The following is a 16,329-nucleotide window of genomic DNA, read 5'->3' on the forward strand; positions in this document are numbered from 1 at the left end:
GCAATCTCAAATGCCGCCGCAACCGGAAAACTGACTCCTGCTCAATCGCTTAGAGCCTTGTTCACGGACGACTATTTATCCAGCCGCCTCCCGAGCATGGGAGAGCATGACGACGCCGCTCCCTTGTATAGCGTTTCCAACTATTGAAATTCACGACTTGCTGCATGAAGTCGTGTAAAGAATTCGCACGCTTGACTGCGGCAAAGTGCACTCCCAGTCGGCACTTCGCGCGGCCGGTCCCGATGCACGTCGATGATGATGACATGGCCCTCGGGGCGGCGGCAACGGCCTCACATTTCATAGGAAGGCGGCCATTCAACTCATTTCGAGAGAGCTTGAATCGTACATAGCGTCATATTGTACGCTTTCGATCGCAGTTGCGCCTCCGTTGTGCCATTGCGAAGACAGTTATCGCGGATGTGTCGGCTTATGGACAATACCGCCAATGGCATGAGTGATGCTTGTTGGAACAAGCGAGAGGTTAGATCGACGCCGTCGATGCATGTGCACTCGGCAGCCACCGGATCCTGCTGGACTGGGGGCGCTAGGGTGAGTGAGCCGTCGGCGCTGTCTTCATCTATCGCGGCCGCGGCTTGCGACCGTGAAGTGTCGCGGTGATGGGCGACGAACCGAGGATGATGCATGAGCGAACCGACATGAGGGATGCAACGCGAGGGTGCCCCCTCAAGATCTCTTTGTTCCCAATGGCGGAGCGCGGACGTGGATAATATACAATCGATGACTGCACAGGAGCTGCGCTCTGCAATTAGTGGCGGCAGGGTCTTGGAGGTAACCACGACAACGGGCTGTGTCGTCGGATGTTCTTATTGCCCGCAGGACAAGTTCGCCGAACGGCAAAGAGCTATATCCGACGTGAAGCATCTTTCTTTGCAGGATTTCAAGCGATGCCTGGCGCGCGTACCAGCAACTGTGGACATCAGCTTTTCCGGGTATTCGGAGCCTTGGCTCAATCCGGCTTGCACCGAAATGGTTGAGCATGCCTACGCGTGTGGCCATGGAATCCGGATTTTCACAACCCTCGTAGGAATGAATGGGCGGGATCTAAGACGCTTGCGTGCGTTGCAGTTCCGCGGTTTCCTGGTGCACGTTTTTGACGACGGCACGCATATGGACAGTGGTCTCGTCAGACGCAACTATGTCGATTTGATGCGCCAACTTGTTGATGCCGGCATTTCGTCACTGCTCTTCATAGTCATGGGCGAGGTGCATCCTGAACTACTCGACATAATACCTGACGAAGCGCTCGTTCGCTCGCGTCCCCCGCGCAGCAGGCCTGGGAGCGGCGAGCTTAGGATGGTTGAAGCACGACAGCCAATCCTTGGAGCGTTGAGATGTCCAGACGAACGGCAATATCGGAATGTTCTTCTGCCAAACGGCGACGTTACCTTCTGCTGCATGGATTTTGAGCGACGCCACGTTCTGGGCAACCTTCTCCGCGACAGACACAAGGATCTCTTCGAAGGGGCGGCTTTTTGCAGGATTACCAGTCGCATGAACGGCGCGGACGGTTTTCTACTTTGTCGATCGTGTGAATTCGCCGAGCCACTGAGGTCGGAATGCTCATCCTTGAGAGCAGTTGACCCTGACTGATCGAAACGAATCGGGAGCCCAGGCGAGGACGGCCTTGCCGCTCATCATCACATCAGCCGCGGGGACGACCCCGCCATGAACGGAGGGTTGCCATGGCCTGGAGCATTTTGTTGGTCGCGGGTCTCCTGGAAGTCGCCTGGGCAATCGGACTCAAATACACTCAGGGCTTTACCAAGCTTGTTCCGTCCGTGCTCACGCTCGCGGCCATGGCTGGCAGCGTGATCCTGCTCGGCCTTGCTCTGAAGACGCTGCCCATTGGAACTGCCTATGCGGTCTGGACCTGCATCGGTGCGGTCGGCACCGCGGCGCTCGGCATCATCCTGTTCGGGGAGCCGGCCGCCGCGTTTCGCTTTGCCAGCATCGGACTGATCGTGGCCGGCATTGTCGGGCTGAAGCTCGTGTCCTGACGAAAACATCGAAGCATTGACCAACAGCAGGTCAGCGCCGCAACGATCGCAGAGACTGGCCGCCGTGTTTGTCGACCTGGGCGCGTTCCAGCGCACCGCCGAGGGGCGCGGCGCCGAGAAGGGAGCAGTGATGATGGCCGAAGAAAGTCGCCGTGAACCGGATGCCGATGCAGGCCCTCTGGGCCGAGACCTGTTGACCGCGAGCCTCAGTGTCGCAACGCGAACGCCCATGGTGAGGACGATACGCCCGTCGACAATCGGCGTGCCCACGGCCATGGCGTCTGGCACGATGTAACACCCGGAGCGGCACGAACAATTCGCCTCCGAACTCGCGAATACGAATAGAACAGTAATGGATCCAGGTATGCCGCTGATGCGCCGGGGCGCGGGCCAAGAAAGGTCGCTTGCTCGAGTCATGCGATGCCTGCTCTACGGAGCTGCAGGGGAGAAGGTGCATCACAGGACGATATGATCGGCAGAGCGTCTTCGTTTGCTCCGAACTGGTTCCGACCATCCCGCCTAAGAGTACGAGACCATCCTACTCGTCGCATGGTTGGGCGGCAGTGTTGAGGACTTACTCCCGATCGAGCCAGCTCGCTCGTGACTGTCACCTCACGCGGGAGCCGATTGCGGCGTATTCTGGTGTAGGGGCCAGCCATCAAGGATGTGCATTCGTGTCGTCCGAACAGCTGGCTGGTCGACCACCCAACCGAATGCACGCTCGATATAACGAAGGTACGGCAAAGCTGCCCGACCATAAGCCCAGTCCGGCACGATCGGCGGCGCGTTGCGCGGCCCGGTATGGTCCTGTGGAAGATTGCGTCTGATCGAACGCGAGACCATTGCGCACCAACCATTCTCCGACATCCATGCCATCAGCTGAACAGGTCGCAATCGTCCGTCCAGACTCATCCTGCAGCACTGACAGGCAACTGACTTCGCGCTCTGCAATGAAGCCTTCAAGGTCGCGCACGGCCCTGAGGCCACATCGATATGGATTGCCGTTGATATCTCTGCACATTTGGGACTTGTCCGGCGCGTCGATGCCCCAGAGCCGAACGCGAGTCCTGTTGATTTCAACGGTGTCGGTGTTGATGACCTTTGCCCGCCCGGTCAACTGGCCGGCCAACACGATGCTGCACAGTGCGAACATGGTCAACACCACGATCAATCCGGGCATAGCGATCTTCTTTTCCGAACTGCGAACATTCCGGCCGAGCGCAGCAGAGCATAGGCAAGTGGCCAAAGGCGCTCGATCGCAGTGCCCAGAAGGGTGCTAATGTTGAATAGGTAAGCTCGCTCGACAGATGAATCTCCCTGAATGAGCAGCGCAACACCTCCCTCGCGTCCAACCTCGCCCACGATGGTTTGTGACGCGCCTGCTGCGCTGACCGAATGGGGCCATTGCTCCACGTCATTGCGGCAGTCCGCCTCGACTGCATCGCGCACCGGCAGGACGAAATCCGTCGTGCGCGTACGCTGATTAGCCATCAAGCAAGCGCAGACCGCTGCCCGCAAGTCCGCGTCATACGAATTCCTGGTGGCCTTGTCCGAAATGAGCATAAGCTCGCCGCCTTTCTGGCACCGATAGCAGCGAGCACGCGCCGTCCGCGGTCGCTGCTCACGGCAACTATAAGGGAAAGTGTATGCATCGCTGGAGCAAAACGGGCGCTCCGAGGGCCATCGTTGTTATCAACGGCAACATGCCTTCTACAGGCGGTTGGCGACGACTCCGCCCGCAGTCACGCCGCCCAACTTGTTTCGCGAGCGCCAGCACAGCCATCTCAACCCCTACCTGGACCAGGGCCACAAGTGCGTAGGACACCGCGAACCATGCGATGCTATAAAGATTGGCGGCGCCGAAGCCCGCGCCGTAGAGGGCCCAAAACGTGACGCAGACAACGATACCAGACTGATACGCCGTCGAGAGGGCAAGCGCCTTGCTGTACTGCAGATCGCGATGCGCGGTGTTGGACGGGATGAGGCGATTGGCGAGCGCCTGGATCGCAAACAGCGGCACCAGAAGCGTCGTGGCATTCATACCAAATTGCGGCAGGTCGGCCGGAACAAAGAGTATGTTTTCCAGCAACAGGCCGAGCGCAAGACCAAAAGCAGCCGCCGCCGCGCCGAACAACAGAAACAGCATCGAGCCGGGGACGAAACGCACCTCGGAGACCCCAACAGCAAAGTGCGGCAGACTCTCGAAGAACATGAACACAAGCGTCGCGGCGATGGCTTGCAGGGCAAATGACAGAGCGCCCCGCTCGCGCATAGTCTCGACCAGAAGCTTGGCGGCGACGCAGCACGTCGCAAGGCCTAGCACGCAGCTTAGCACAAGCTTGGCGCCTGTTACTATTCCCGGTTCGATATGCATGGTCCAGGTCCCTCTTGCCTTTCCACTCCGGCCTTGTGTGGTAGACCGCTCGAAACGGCATTTCAGTTTCCGCACCTCGGTCGACTGCTAACGTCCTGCTTCCGCCATATCGGACCGGGTGTGCACACAGCCTCCGCTCGGTCTGCGGGACTTTGATAGCAACAGCTATGCCACCCCCGCCACCGCGCTTAAGCCTCTGATTGCGCGTTGAAACGTTTTCCGTCCCCACAAGGCTCGCGGTGTGAGCTAGCTGACATACTCTGGATGAAATTGAACACACATCGGTGCCCCGTCTTTGCTCAACCTGTGCCGTTTCGAACAATCGTTCTACCTCCCTTCTTGAATTGGAAATCCTGCGGCCGCCGGCGCGAAGACACCCTTTGCACTCGAACTAGCCGAGCGCGGCCGACCGCGCGAGGACCCAAGGGCATTCTCCAGCTGATCGGCGATGCGCTCCTGGTCCAGCAGCATGTGGCGGGCCGCGCAGCCATTGCCGAGAAGCCCGACGCACTCTGGGGCAAGCCGGCGCTGGAGCGGCTCTATTCGCGGCTGACTAACCAATACGAATTGAAGGAGCGTCTTGAGATGCTCCAGCGCAACCTGCGGGCCATTCCGGACGGCCAACGCCCCGACGGACATCATCGAGACACGGCGCTCGCTGCGTCTGGAAGGTTATAGTCGTGCTGATCGCGACGAAAGTTGCGATTGGATGCGGTCAGATTATTGCAGCAGCTCAGTGAAGTGCGGCTGGTCACAGCAGGCGAGGCGCTTTCCTAGCCTTTGAGCGGGCTCACTAACGTATCAGGCCGGGTAGTTGCGAGGAACACGCTGTTCGGCGCACGCGGCGGCGTGTTTTGGCGAAGCCTTCGCCGTGCTCGTGCACGCGAGGTTCGACGAAATCCCGGTGCGGCTCGCGACCGAGCAAATAGGCGAGGCGACTTCCGGCGCAATTCTCCGGAAAATCGATCAACGATCATGCGTGTATGGCAGACGCGCGGCAGAGCGTTCACCCCGACGATCCAGCGTGATCCGAGAAGACCCTTTGTCAGTTTGCGGCGGACCGCAACTGAGCTTGTCCGCTGTTGCCGAGTAGCTCGCGGAATACTTGCGCTTCCCCCGTCGTTCGCCAGCGCGCGGCCAGTGACGACCGGAACAAGGACGGTCGATTTCACCAGAGCGCCTCGCTAAGAGCGAACGCCTTTCGCCGCGTTGACACATCGCCGCGGCTCGGTCGACATCGCTTTCGGTGATTTCCCTTGCTTGGCTGTTAGCGAAAGGCTCCGTGATCGAGGAGCGCAGCGCACCGCGCGTGCTACAACTGAACATGAAAGCTCCGAACCGCGGTCCTCGGGTTGACTAAGGCGACGGTCGCCGAGCTATACGCGCTCGGTACTGCCATGGAGCGTGCATGGCAGCTCCGCGTCAGCGATAAACGGACGACAAGGAACTGCGCCGCGAATTTCAAGCGGTTCTGACCTCGCAAGCAGGCGCCGAGATATCCGACGTCCCGGTTGCCTGTAGACATTCCATCTGCAGGGATTGTCCTCAAAGCGCCCTCGCCACTCACGTGCGGGCGGCAACTTCCCCCAAATCCACTTCTGAACAGAACCCGCCATGGCGATGCTTAGCTGGCTCGTTCAGAAGGCCGGCGAGCCTGAGGCCTTCAAGGACACCTTCGAGCCGCTGTTCGCGAACGATTGCGGCGAGCAGCGAAACGGCCTCCTCCCGATGGACGGTCAGGCGCTCGCTGAACCAAGAGGTCCATCAGGGCGGGAAGTTCAGAAACGTGGTCGCGTAAGGTCGAGACCACATCATTGGCGAGATAGGTCGCCAAATCCCCTTTCGCCGGCGGATCAAAGTCCAACTCGACCGCGGCGCGCTTCTCGATTGCCTCTCGTATCAACTCGCGCTGGCTTCGTGCATTCATCGAGAGCATGAACGCCGCATCCGCGAGCTTCTCGCGCGGCAAGCTTCTCACTTCGACTATGCGAGCCTGGATGTCGGCAATCGAACTCTCACGCCCTGCATCTGCTCGCCACGCGTTAGCTCCTGCCCTGCTCTTTTGTACCCGAACCATCATCATGCTCTCCGGCGGACGATATATCCCGGCGATACAGCGGAATGAAAGTGCAAAGTTGTGTGGTGCATGCGCGCAGTCCGCCTGACGAACGCGGAACCAGCGGTCGCGCGAAGGACTCAGAATGCGCTATTTTCGTGATGCGCTCGTGCTTTTCTCGTCTACAAGGCGCGGGATGGCATGTTGTCGGGTCGTGCTACGGCCGAGCGAAGGCCTGCTTCCAACATTCCGTCAGTAGGTGATAGGCAGCGAGGCGGTGGCGGCGGGCGGATCACCGCCAACCTTCCAGGGAGGACGAAACCGGCCAGATATTCCGGAAGACAACCAGACCGTGGACCAGATCCGAGACGGACGACGTTGCGTTTGCACCCTTGCTTCGGATCCGCTCGCTTTGGCTATCTTCGGGAATATTATACCGGAAACCGGAAACTGCGTTTGTCCACCATGCAAGGGCCCGCCGGGTAGATGGAAGATTGGGACACCGGTTGAACGTGACCGGGTTAACGCCGATTTCGCGCGTGATCTCGTTGCATCGCGAGAACGACGTAGCCGCCGTGGCAGGGCTCTCACCTGAAGATTTAACCGAACTTGAACAGGACACCGTAACCGCCGCGTGGGTAGCTCCACTCGATATCACCACTTTCTTCGCAGATCACCCTGCAGGTGCCGCACTCGATACACCCATCGACTGTCACCTCAACATGACCTTTATCGTTGAGCTCGTAGCACCGTGCAGGGCAGGCCTTCAGCATCGACAAGAGCCGCGAGGATGGCGTGGTGTGCGGACGTACCTTGATGTGGGCGCGGCCGGAATCAACGAGATAACGGTTGTAGAATAGTTTATCCTCGACACGTTGGGATGGCTCGCTCGGCATTGTTTCTGGCTCCGTCGTTCGTCATTGTCTTAGGTTTGGATCACCGCCAGGCCCGGGCAATGCGCAGGGCATCGCTAAACAGCCCACTCCAAGACCGGGCCTTGATGAACGAGCTCAGCATCAGCTTCTCTTTCTCGAGCTTTGGTGTGCCGTCGACGCGCACGTAATCCTGCATCGCCTTGGAGAAGAGCTGCGGATATGTGAGAAAGAAGTTCTGCGAGTGGGTATGCATGAGTGCCGGCATATCTTTGTACTTCTTCAGGTCCTTGATCACGAAAGAATCAGTTAGCATTTTCTTGTAAAGCGAAAGATTTTTGGCCGTCATCGGATCTTTTCGCGATCTGATAAGGCAGATCGCTTCCGCCGCGATACGGCCCGACGTCATCGCCAAATTGGACCCCTCGCGATGGATGGCGTTGTTAAGTTGGGCGGCGTCTCCGACGACCACCCAGCCCTCCCCGCAAAGCTGCGGGATTGCCCTGTACCCACCTTCGGGGATCAAGTGCGCAGAATATTCCTTGACCTCCGAACCTTCGATGAGCGGCGCGACGGATGGGTGACGCTTGAAACCCTCGAGCAGGCCGTAAGGCGTCTCGCCGGTACGCTGGAAGTCGGCAACAAGACAGCCAATACCGAGCGAGATGCATTCCTTATTGGAATAGATGAAGCCCATACCGGTCATGCCGCGGGAGATGGTTCCGACCGCTTCGATGACGAGCCCCTCGTCGCCTTTGAGATTGAAGCGAGCGTCGATTGTCTCGCGTGACAAAAAATGCATCTCCTTAACCGCGAGTGCGACCTTGTCCGGTTTCGGCCGCCCTCTTAAGCCCGCGCCCGTCCCGAGCACTCCGTTCACCCCCTCGGCCAGCACGACAACATCTGCATGGATTTCACCCCCATCGCGGTCTGTGCGCACCCCGACGACCCTGCCATGGGAATCCTGGAGGAGCTCGGTCACCGTGGTCTCGCACAGCACGGTAGCGCCGGCGTCGCGGACCTTCTGCGACAACCATTTATCGAACTGAGCGCGGATGATGGTGTAGCGGTTCGGCTTCTCCTCGTTGAAATCATCGGATCGATAGTGAATCCCGGTGTGCGAACGCTCGTCCAGGATCCAGAAGCGTTGCTCGACTAGATGCCGCTCAAGCGGCGCATCTTCTCGGAAATTCGGAATCAGCTTCTCCAGCATGTCGGCATAAAGGATGGCCCCTTGCACGTTCTTCGACCCGGAATACTCGCCGCGTTCCAGCTGCAGCACTTTCAGACCCCGCTCGGCCATTGTAAGCGCCGCCGCGTTCCCGCCCATGCCAGCACCGACGACGATGGCGTCGAATCTTTCCTGAATCATAACAAGCTCCCCTAGCCAGCGATGCGGTCGTGCGAGTGCGGCGATAGCTGCGCGCGGAATGCAGAGGTCAACGCCGGCAACAGTCGAATGGCGTCGGTGACGATGCCGATATGGGCAAAGTCGAAGATCGGAGCGTTCTTGTCAGTGTTGATGGCAACGATGAGGTCGCCGCCCTCCACGCCGACGCGATGCTGGATAGCGCCGGAAATGCCGGCCGCGATATAGAGCTTTGGCCGGATGGTTTTCCCGGTCTGGCCGATTTGTCGGTCGGAGGTGGCCCAGCCCTTCTGGACCAGCGGCCGCGAGCAGCCATATTCGGCGCCAAGCACGTCCGCGAGCTGGTGTACCAGTTGGAAATTTTCAGGCGATCCCAGACCGAGCCCTCCAGCGACGACCACGTCGGCATAGGCAAGGTTGGACTTTGTAGAATCGCGGTCTGGCAGGAAGGACAGGACTTTTGTGACGATATCTTCTTCTACAAGCCCGAGCGGATGCGAGATGACGCGCGAGACGGCGCCTGTCACGCGCTCGGGCATCGGCATCACGCGCGGCCGGACGGTTGCCATCTGTGGACGATAGTTGAGTGTGTAGATCGTGCACAACAGTGAGCCGCCAAACGTCGGCCGGGTCGCTGCAAGCGAGCCGTCGGCATCGACATCGAGTTCTGTGCAGTCGGCAGTTAGGCCGGTGAGCAGTGTGGTGGCCACTGAGCCGGCGAGATCACGGCCGAGTGTTGTTGCCCCTAGGAGTAGGATTTCCGGCTTGTAAGTGTTGACCAGCTCTGACAGGGCCTTGGTATAGGACTGGTTGCGATAATCGGCCAAGAGATTGTCCGCGACGATATAGGCGAGATCGGCGCCGTAGCAGAAGGATTCGGCGACCGCCTGCTGCGTTGTCTCCCCAACCGGCCCGATGACAACCGCGGCGAGGTCAACATTAAGCTTGTCGGCGAGCCGGCGGCCGGCACCCATCAGCTCCCATGAGACGGGGTGCACGACCCCGCGTTCCTGCTCGATGAAAACCCAGACGTGCTTATACGGCTTAAATCGCTCGGGCAGCTCCCTCTTGGTCGCCGCGCGACCACCACCCGCGGCCGGAGCTGCACTTTTCGGTGCGGTGCTCATCATCTGTACTCCCATTCGCATTCAGTTGCGGCTCGCCAGCGGAGCATGCTCCGCCTCCAGGTTGGAATTCGCGCTTGAAGATTTCTTCAGTTAAGCGTCGGGCCAGATGCCGGCCAGCATCGCGTCAGCACCGCCTGGCAGCAGCGCGGGGCCGACACAGCCCTTGCTGGACCTGGGCCACGAGCCCGGAAGCATGCGCTTCGGGTTCGTTCCGGATTCGGCATACTGGGGCGACGGTTTGGTTTCGGGCACTGCTAAGGCACCGACCCGGCCGGTCAGGCGCGCCGATCGATTGGTCCTCCTCATCTTAGAGATGCAACAGAGGTGCAACAGATCGAGGAGCTGCGAGGGGCTCGGCTGGTACGATTGTCGGCCGCGTGCTTGCCGATGGAAGCGCGATCCCATTGCTCCGAGTGCCCTTGTTTCTTGCCGATCATAGCGACAGGCACGCAACTCCTCGCGAAGACAGGAGGGGCGGCGCTCAAGGCGCCCGGTCAACGGCGCCGCACGGCCGGCGCTGTTGAGCAACGGCTCCCCCCGCGAAACCTCGGCCAGGGATCGGCCAACGGGGGCGCACGAATCAAACGCAGCTTTCAGCTCCGCCAGGTATGCGACCATCGCTTTGGCGTCGCGACGCATTATGGTGCCGGCAGGCAGCGCGCGCGAACCGGCGCGGCGTCAAAAACAAAATCGATGCGGACCAAGACGAGCATGCGCTTCTCCAGACTAGCTGAGCATATGTCAGCAATTGTCGTACCAATTTGCGCAGGCGATGAAAATTGATCGCTATTTCAGAATCTTATCGAAGGAGGCGGCATCTCACGAGATCGAAACATTCGAGACCGTACTGACCCGTGTCAGGAATGCGACAGAAGACACTCATCCGAACCTTGGTGAGCTTTCGTCGCGACGTGTGCGGTCCCGCTGCCGGCGCATGATTGCAGGAGATAGGTACAGCATGCGTACCAGCTTAAAAGGATGGAAATATCAGCGGTGAGTCGTGATTGGCCTCTAACGAGCCGAGGTGCTCAAGCTGCGGATCCGCGAGGCCGCGACTGTAACTTTCCGCTTGAATTCAAAACCATGGCTTGCTGTCAGGCTCTCGGGACCTTCACGGTCCAGAGCACGACATATGAGCTCAATTCACTCCAACAAATCGAGCTGGACCAATGCTGGATGCTTGTTCGCTTGTGGTGCGGCCGCATCCTTCAGCACCTTGAATACGCGCTGTTCGATCGGGGTGGACGTGACGAAGTCGGCATAGGCGCGCTCAAGCGTGGCCTTGCAACGCGCGGCGATCTCAGGATCAGATGCACCGGTCAACTCCTCGCCTGCGAGATATTGGCCCATGCGACGCAGGATGTGAAGCCGCGCCACATCGACGATTTTCGCATCGTACTCGACGCCGAGGAGTGAAAAAAAATCCTCTGCGGCCGAGGCCTTGTTCAATCGCGCAAGGATGCCATCAGTCGTCATTCTCAACCTCCATCTCGATCCGCGCCCAGAAACGACCAGGCCGGAATGTTTCAACCCGATCGCGCGACGCGCGTGGCTGATTCGCTGTTGACGAGCGAGCTCTCGTGAATGTCGCGCCAGATCGCCAACACCGTTTCCTGCACACCAAACCTTGGTGCTCGATCGCATGCTTGCGGACGGGCGCGGGGATGGTTTCGCTTTGCTCGGCGCCGAAAGAAAGCTGCACGACAGCAGCAAGGTGATCGGGGCGAACCCTGAATGCTTTCCGATCACAACCCGGGAGGAGCGGCGAGCAGCCCCGGGCCTAGCCCCTCGTAGCTGCGCCGGGTCCTTTAACAGCCCGTGGTCGTGGATGCCGGGTGCATTGGTAAAGACATGCTCGTCGACAATCGCCTTGTTGAGCGGGATGGTACGGGGCGCAGGGGCTGCAACGACGACCGCGGCTTTTTCCAGTTCGGATAGCAGTACGCCGGTATCACCGCAACAGAGCTGTCTGGGTGCGACGGCAACTTCCTTCAGCGGCGCATTGTCGGCTCCGCCAGATATCAACCCGCGATCATCAGACGCCGCCTCGGCCTTAGGTCGGGTGCGCGCAATCGTTTGCCCCGGCCTGTTTTCACCCCCCATGCGACAGGTGGCCGAAAGCTCGTAGAATACTCCCGCAATGGCGCCAAAGAGGGTATCAATAATGAACTCAGCCTTTCAAGCTTGGGACGGCTTGGACGGTGTCATCAAGGCGGCGCAGATGATCCCGCCGACGTCCGGCCATCCGGCTCTCCCCGCTCTCTTCGCCGAAGCAAAGATCAAAATCATTGCATTCCGTGCAGACCGGCGTGGTACACATCACCAGGCCGTCATCTTCGCATAGCATGCGATAGAAGAAGCGCTTCCAGCGCATGTTCTTCGTGTTGCGAGCCGCCAGCGGCCCGAAATGGCGCATGAGGACACGGGACAATTCATCCCGCTTCCGCAGGCCGAGATCTTCCCATAAGTGATTAGGCTCCATGGCGCGCCGCGCGATCATCGTCGCGAGCCAGCCGCCAACCTCGCCATGAGTGGAACGTTGCGCAAGCAGGAGGTCGCGTACCATGATTGTCTCGTCAAGAGCCGGTAAGGCGGACTGTTCGCGCCAGGTACAACTCCTGACCGGGGCGGATGGGAAGTATTGCACCAAGAGCGCATTGAGCTCCTGGTTGGTCAAGTCAGCACGTTCGGGAAGTTGGCCGCGATCCATAGCTGATGTGGCCAGAATGCAAGCGAGCACATGGCGATCGAAGTCATCATTGTCACTGATGTCGACTTCTGCCGGATGGCGCCCCGTCAGAAGCTTGTAGAGCTCACTCGCATCGCGCTGCTCGGCGACGTGAGCTACCGATACGCGAGATGAGATCGTGCCGGCCGTTTTTCCTTTGCCGATCATAACTTTCGCACAGCTTCTGAGTGGACGAGGTCGGCCTTCCCGGATCGAGAAGGCCGACAACATGAACTATGCCGAAATAGCGGCAAGCTCGGCAGCGGTCTTGCCGACCTGGCTCTCGTCGACGGGCTTGATGATGCCGTGCTCCATGAGCATATCTTCGAGCTCGTCCATGCTGATTGGCGTCGGGATAGCGCCTTGTCCGGCATTATTGTGGATCTTGGTCGCGAGATTGCGATAGTGATCCGCCTGCTTGGAGTCCGGCGCGTATTCCAGCACCGTCATTCGGCGCAGCTCCGCGTGCTGCACGACATTGTCGCGCGGCACGAAGTAGATCAGCCGGCTGCCGAGCTTCTTGGCAAGAGCATCGGCAAGCTCCAGCTCCTTGTCGGTCTGCCGCTCGTTGCAGATCAGGCCGCCGAGACGCACGCCGCCGGAATTCGCATACTTCAGAATGCCCTTGGAGATGTTGTTGGCGGCATACATCGCCATCATCTCGCCGGACATCACGATGTAGATTTCCTGTGCCTTATTCTCACGGATGGGCATCGCGAAGCCGCCGCAGACGACGTCGCCGAGCACATCGTAAGAGACGTAGTCGATGTCCTCATAAGCGCCATTCTCTTCCAGAAAGTTGATGGACGTGATCACGCCGCGTCCGGCGCAGCCGACCCCCGGCTCCGGACCACCGGACTCGACGCATCGAATGTCCCTGTAGCCGAGCTTGATGACGTCCTCGATTTCGAGGTCCTCGACGCTGCCGGCATTCGCCGCCAGGCTCAGAATGGTGTCTTGCGCTTTGGCGTGCAGGATGAGGCGAGTCGAGTCCGCTTTGGGATCGCAGCCGACGATCAGAATCCTTTGGCCCAGCTCAGCAAGGGCCGCCAGCGTATTTTGCGACGTCGTCGATTTGCCGATGCCGCCCTTGCCATAAAACGCGATTTGTCTCAGCGAAGACATGTTGCTCTCCATCAACCGATTGCCAATTTTTCGCGCCGAATGCGCGAGCCTGTTTCTCTCGTAGAAACCATGGGCACACGAGTTTCGGGAAGGAGGCCATCGCTCGCCATCAGCGTCGGCGTGCCCTCAGCCCTCGCTCGTTGTTGCTCCATCCAGTTAGCAACTGGCGTGCCATTTCCTTCGCACCTGCATTAAGCCCTTGATTACCCTCAACTAACAGCGTGGCCTCGGACGCCGGCGTGCTGTGGCGGACCGGACAGCCGCAAAGGCTCTGACAGAAACCCGACAAAGCCTCTGCGCTCCGATTCCACTACGAGCGCCGGCCAAGGAGCACAAACGGGAAATCTCGCGTCTTACGCCCGAGACGATTGAGGAGACGGACATATTGCAGATCGGGCTCGAGGACATCGCCACCATCAAAGGCGAATGTTCCACGACGGGTATGGCGGGCACTTGCCGCCAGATCGGGTGGCATATTGCTTGCTCAGTCGCGGAACGCTGTTCCGTGTGACCCGATGTTGTGAGGACAATATGCTTGGAATTGGAAGTAAGTTGCCGCCGTTCGACATCATAGGCGTGAAGCCCGGCTTTCACCTGCAGGAGGAGGACGGGCAAAGCGCTTTCGAGACGCTGACTGAGAGAAGTTTCCCCGGCAAATGGAAAGTCATCTTCTTTTACCCGAAGGATTTCACATTCGTCTGCCCAACCGAAATCGCCGAGTTTGCCCGCCTGACGAAGGATTTCGCCGATCGCGACGCAATCGTGCTTGGTGGGTCGACCGATAACGAGTTTTGCAAGCTCGCCTGGCGGCGTGACCATAAGGACCTGCACCGTCTATCCATCTGGCAGTTTGCCGACACCAAGGGCGCACTGGTCGATGGCCTTGGAGTGCGCTCGCGTGATGGCATCGCACATCGCTATACCTTCATCGTCGATCCTGAGAACACGATCCAGCATGTCTACGCGACTAGCCCCAATGTCGGCCGCAGCCCCACCGATACGTTACGTGTTCTGGATGCGATACAGACTGATGAGCTCTGCCCTTGCAACCGCGAAATCGGTGGCGACACGCTTAAAACTGCCTGAGGCAACATATCGATCGTGCAGTTGGACGAGCGTTCCGGCCGCGGGACGTCAGACGCAATCGTTCTTCGATGATTTCAGGTGAGACGATGCTGCCGCAAACACTGCTAGCGAGTGCGACCCGCAATTCAGTTCTCTTTACCGGTCATGAACTCTGACGCCGCCGCCGCGATATCGGCGCGGCAGTCGCGGCGGCGATATCCACGGTCTCGATCACGACGATGAACAGCGTTCACGGCCGCTTTGCCCTCACATCATCCCGAACACAAGCGGATGCCGTCGCGGCTGCCCATGAACATACAAACGCTTGTACGCTTCTGCGCCTGCCGGACGCACATCTCCCGCCGGAGTTCCTTCTACTTCGTCGTAGGCCGGGACCGCGGTTCTCTTTTGTCTGCGGCTTACCGGCAAGCAACTTCAAGGGCGCGATCCAGCGCCCACGAGGTCAGAAACAGGGTACCAATCTCTCCCTCTTGGGGCATTCTAGGTTTCAGTCGCCGCGCCTTGAGAAGGGTGGACGCAGCGGCATATGGCTTAGCGCGAACGACGTGTGCCTGCCGTCGGTCGACGCGCTCGCACACCGTATTTTCCGGGCCCGGCAAATCTATATTCAGCGCCTAAGCAGCACGTTGCGACGAGCGATTCGCTTGAGTCGCTGATTGAACACGACAATCGGTTGGGTTTAGGTCAAGTAACCGGATCGACGGAGAAGCCGGTCAGCTCGTTCGCCGCGCGACCTAACCGTCGGCGCCGAGCCTGAGACGACCAACTGGCCAGCAATCGCACGCCGCCTGACGGTCTCGATCATCACGCCGGTCGATTTCCGAAGCTGAATCCCATCTCAGCGCTGGTGACCCAAGCCAATCCCCAAGGTAGACGCTTTCTGCCTTAGGGAGCCTTCGGATCGCTTCATAAGCTTTGAAACCCTAGCTACAGGGGTGCGCGCCCTTGAGTGCGCCTTGAGCAGCTTGACCTCATCCTTACTATATTCTTTGCGCTTGGTGCTTTTCGCCACGTGACGTTCTCCGATTTCGCTTTGCACATTTATCTGCAGCGCCTTGTTTTTGAAAAACGACGCAACTAGCTTCCCATTACCATATCAATGACCATCGGCAACTATTCAAGCGGGCTTTTTATCTTCCAGATAAGAACATGAACTACACGCGAATTTGTTCTCTGTCCTTCTGTATCTTTATCCGCGTGACAAACCCGATTCCCGACGCACGTCAGGCGCTTCAACATGGAAGCAAGCTATCGAGACAGGGATGCTCGATTCGGTCCTTCAAAAAACAACTCGAAAGCGCTTCTTGCTCAAGTACATCAACTTCACTCACCAAGAAGTTTCGTAGAGCAATATTCAGGCGCCAGTATTGATGGAGTAGCGCTGGATCGGCCAGGACAATCGTGGTGCTCCCGCGCATCATGAACCGGCCTTCACCGCGCGTGTACGGCGTTACCGCGCGAAGAATAAACGTCCTCTCATACTTTCTGGGCTTCTGCGGACCTAGGTCGAGTACTCACAAATGCGAATCCTGCGACGGCTGAGGTTTGCTTCGTCAGCTGATCGAGCACGGCTT

At 59.1% G+C, this 16,329-nt stretch carries 14 protein-coding genes; 4 read left to right on the forward strand and 10 right to left on the reverse strand.

Going from position 1 to position 16,329, the window contains the following annotated elements; translation table 11 throughout:
* Positions 1-738: 738 nt before the first annotated feature.
* Positions 739-1,611, forward strand: coding sequence for a radical SAM/SPASM domain-containing protein (locus AC0L3B_RS35425; protein WP_210350941.1), 873 nt, complete (start codon positions 739-741; stop codon positions 1,609-1,611).
* A 92-nt stretch (positions 1,612-1,703) separates the two neighbouring features.
* Positions 1,704-2,018 carry a quaternary ammonium compound efflux SMR transporter SugE gene (sugE, locus tag AC0L3B_RS35430; protein WP_473382199.1) on the forward strand — a complete coding sequence of 105 codons (315 nt, stop codon included), beginning with the start codon at positions 1,704-1,706 and terminating at the stop codon, positions 2,016-2,018.
* A gap of 658 nt (positions 2,019-2,676) precedes the next feature.
* On the opposite strand, the gene AC0L3B_RS35435 is transcribed toward sugE, so the two are convergent.
* The 3 genes from AC0L3B_RS35435 to AC0L3B_RS35445 form a co-directional block, all read right to left on the reverse strand.
* Positions 2,677-3,198 (reverse strand): thermonuclease family protein, encoded by a 522-nt coding sequence (locus AC0L3B_RS35435; protein ID WP_204513353.1) that lies wholly within the window; start codon positions 3,196-3,198, stop codon positions 2,677-2,679.
* Complete coding sequence (locus AC0L3B_RS35440) at positions 3,186-3,581, reverse strand: SAM-dependent methyltransferase (protein WP_204513352.1); 396 nt, start codon at positions 3,579-3,581, stop codon at positions 3,186-3,188. Before AC0L3B_RS35440 ends, AC0L3B_RS35435 begins: the two co-directional genes overlap by 13 nt.
* Positions 3,582-3,648: 67 nt before the next feature.
* The gene (locus tag AC0L3B_RS35445) at positions 3,649-4,392 is read right to left on the reverse strand and encodes an energy-coupling factor ABC transporter permease (protein ID WP_231189447.1); all 744 of its coding nucleotides are present in this window, start codon (positions 4,390-4,392) and stop codon (positions 3,649-3,651) included.
* Positions 4,393-4,656: 264 nt separating this feature from the next.
* Between AC0L3B_RS35445 and AC0L3B_RS35450 the strand changes: the two genes are divergently transcribed.
* Positions 4,657-5,070 (forward strand): RMD1 family protein, encoded by a 414-nt coding sequence (locus AC0L3B_RS35450; RefSeq protein WP_231189449.1) that lies wholly within the window; start codon positions 4,657-4,659, stop codon positions 5,068-5,070.
* A 985-nt stretch (positions 5,071-6,055) separates the two neighbouring features.
* On the opposite strand, the gene AC0L3B_RS35455 is transcribed toward AC0L3B_RS35450, so the two are convergent.
* The 7 genes from AC0L3B_RS35455 to nifH form a co-directional block, all read right to left on the reverse strand.
* Positions 6,056-6,361: a hypothetical protein gene (locus AC0L3B_RS35455; protein ID WP_473382200.1), complete on the reverse strand. Its 306-nt coding sequence runs from the start codon at positions 6,359-6,361 to the stop codon at positions 6,056-6,058.
* 686 nt (positions 6,362-7,047) lie between these two features.
* Positions 7,048-7,344: a ferredoxin family protein gene (locus tag AC0L3B_RS35460; RefSeq protein WP_085383486.1), complete on the reverse strand. Its 297-nt coding sequence runs from the start codon at positions 7,342-7,344 to the stop codon at positions 7,048-7,050.
* 40 nt (positions 7,345-7,384) lie between these two features.
* A complete protein-coding gene (locus tag AC0L3B_RS35465) occupies positions 7,385-8,692 on the reverse strand; it encodes an FAD-binding protein (protein ID WP_204513351.1) in 1,308 nt (435 codons plus the stop codon).
* A gap of 11 nt (positions 8,693-8,703) precedes the next feature.
* Entirely contained in the window at positions 8,704-9,819 is a 1,116-nt protein-coding gene (locus tag AC0L3B_RS35470; protein WP_409363682.1) for an electron transfer flavoprotein subunit alpha/FixB family protein, read from the reverse strand.
* A 1,140-nt stretch (positions 9,820-10,959) separates the two neighbouring features.
* A complete protein-coding gene (gene nifW, locus AC0L3B_RS35475) occupies positions 10,960-11,292 on the reverse strand; it encodes a nitrogenase stabilizing/protective protein NifW (RefSeq protein WP_085383484.1) in 333 nt (110 codons plus the stop codon).
* A 694-nt stretch (positions 11,293-11,986) separates the two neighbouring features.
* On the reverse strand, positions 11,987-12,712 hold the full coding sequence (locus AC0L3B_RS35480; protein WP_204513350.1) for a nitrogen fixation protein NifQ: 726 nt from the start codon (positions 12,710-12,712) through the stop codon (positions 11,987-11,989).
* A gap of 66 nt (positions 12,713-12,778) precedes the next feature.
* Positions 12,779-13,669: a nitrogenase iron protein gene (gene nifH / locus AC0L3B_RS35485; RefSeq protein ID WP_007600043.1), complete on the reverse strand. Its 891-nt coding sequence runs from the start codon at positions 13,667-13,669 to the stop codon at positions 12,779-12,781.
* Positions 13,670-14,200: 531 nt separating this feature from the next.
* On the opposite strand from nifH, the gene AC0L3B_RS35490 reads away from it, so the two are divergent.
* On the forward strand, positions 14,201-14,755 hold the full coding sequence (locus AC0L3B_RS35490; protein WP_473382201.1) for a peroxiredoxin: 555 nt from the start codon (positions 14,201-14,203) through the stop codon (positions 14,753-14,755).
* The last annotated feature ends 1,574 nt before the right edge of the window (positions 14,756-16,329 follow it).

The organism is Bradyrhizobium sp. Kon56, from assembly GCF_055807635.1.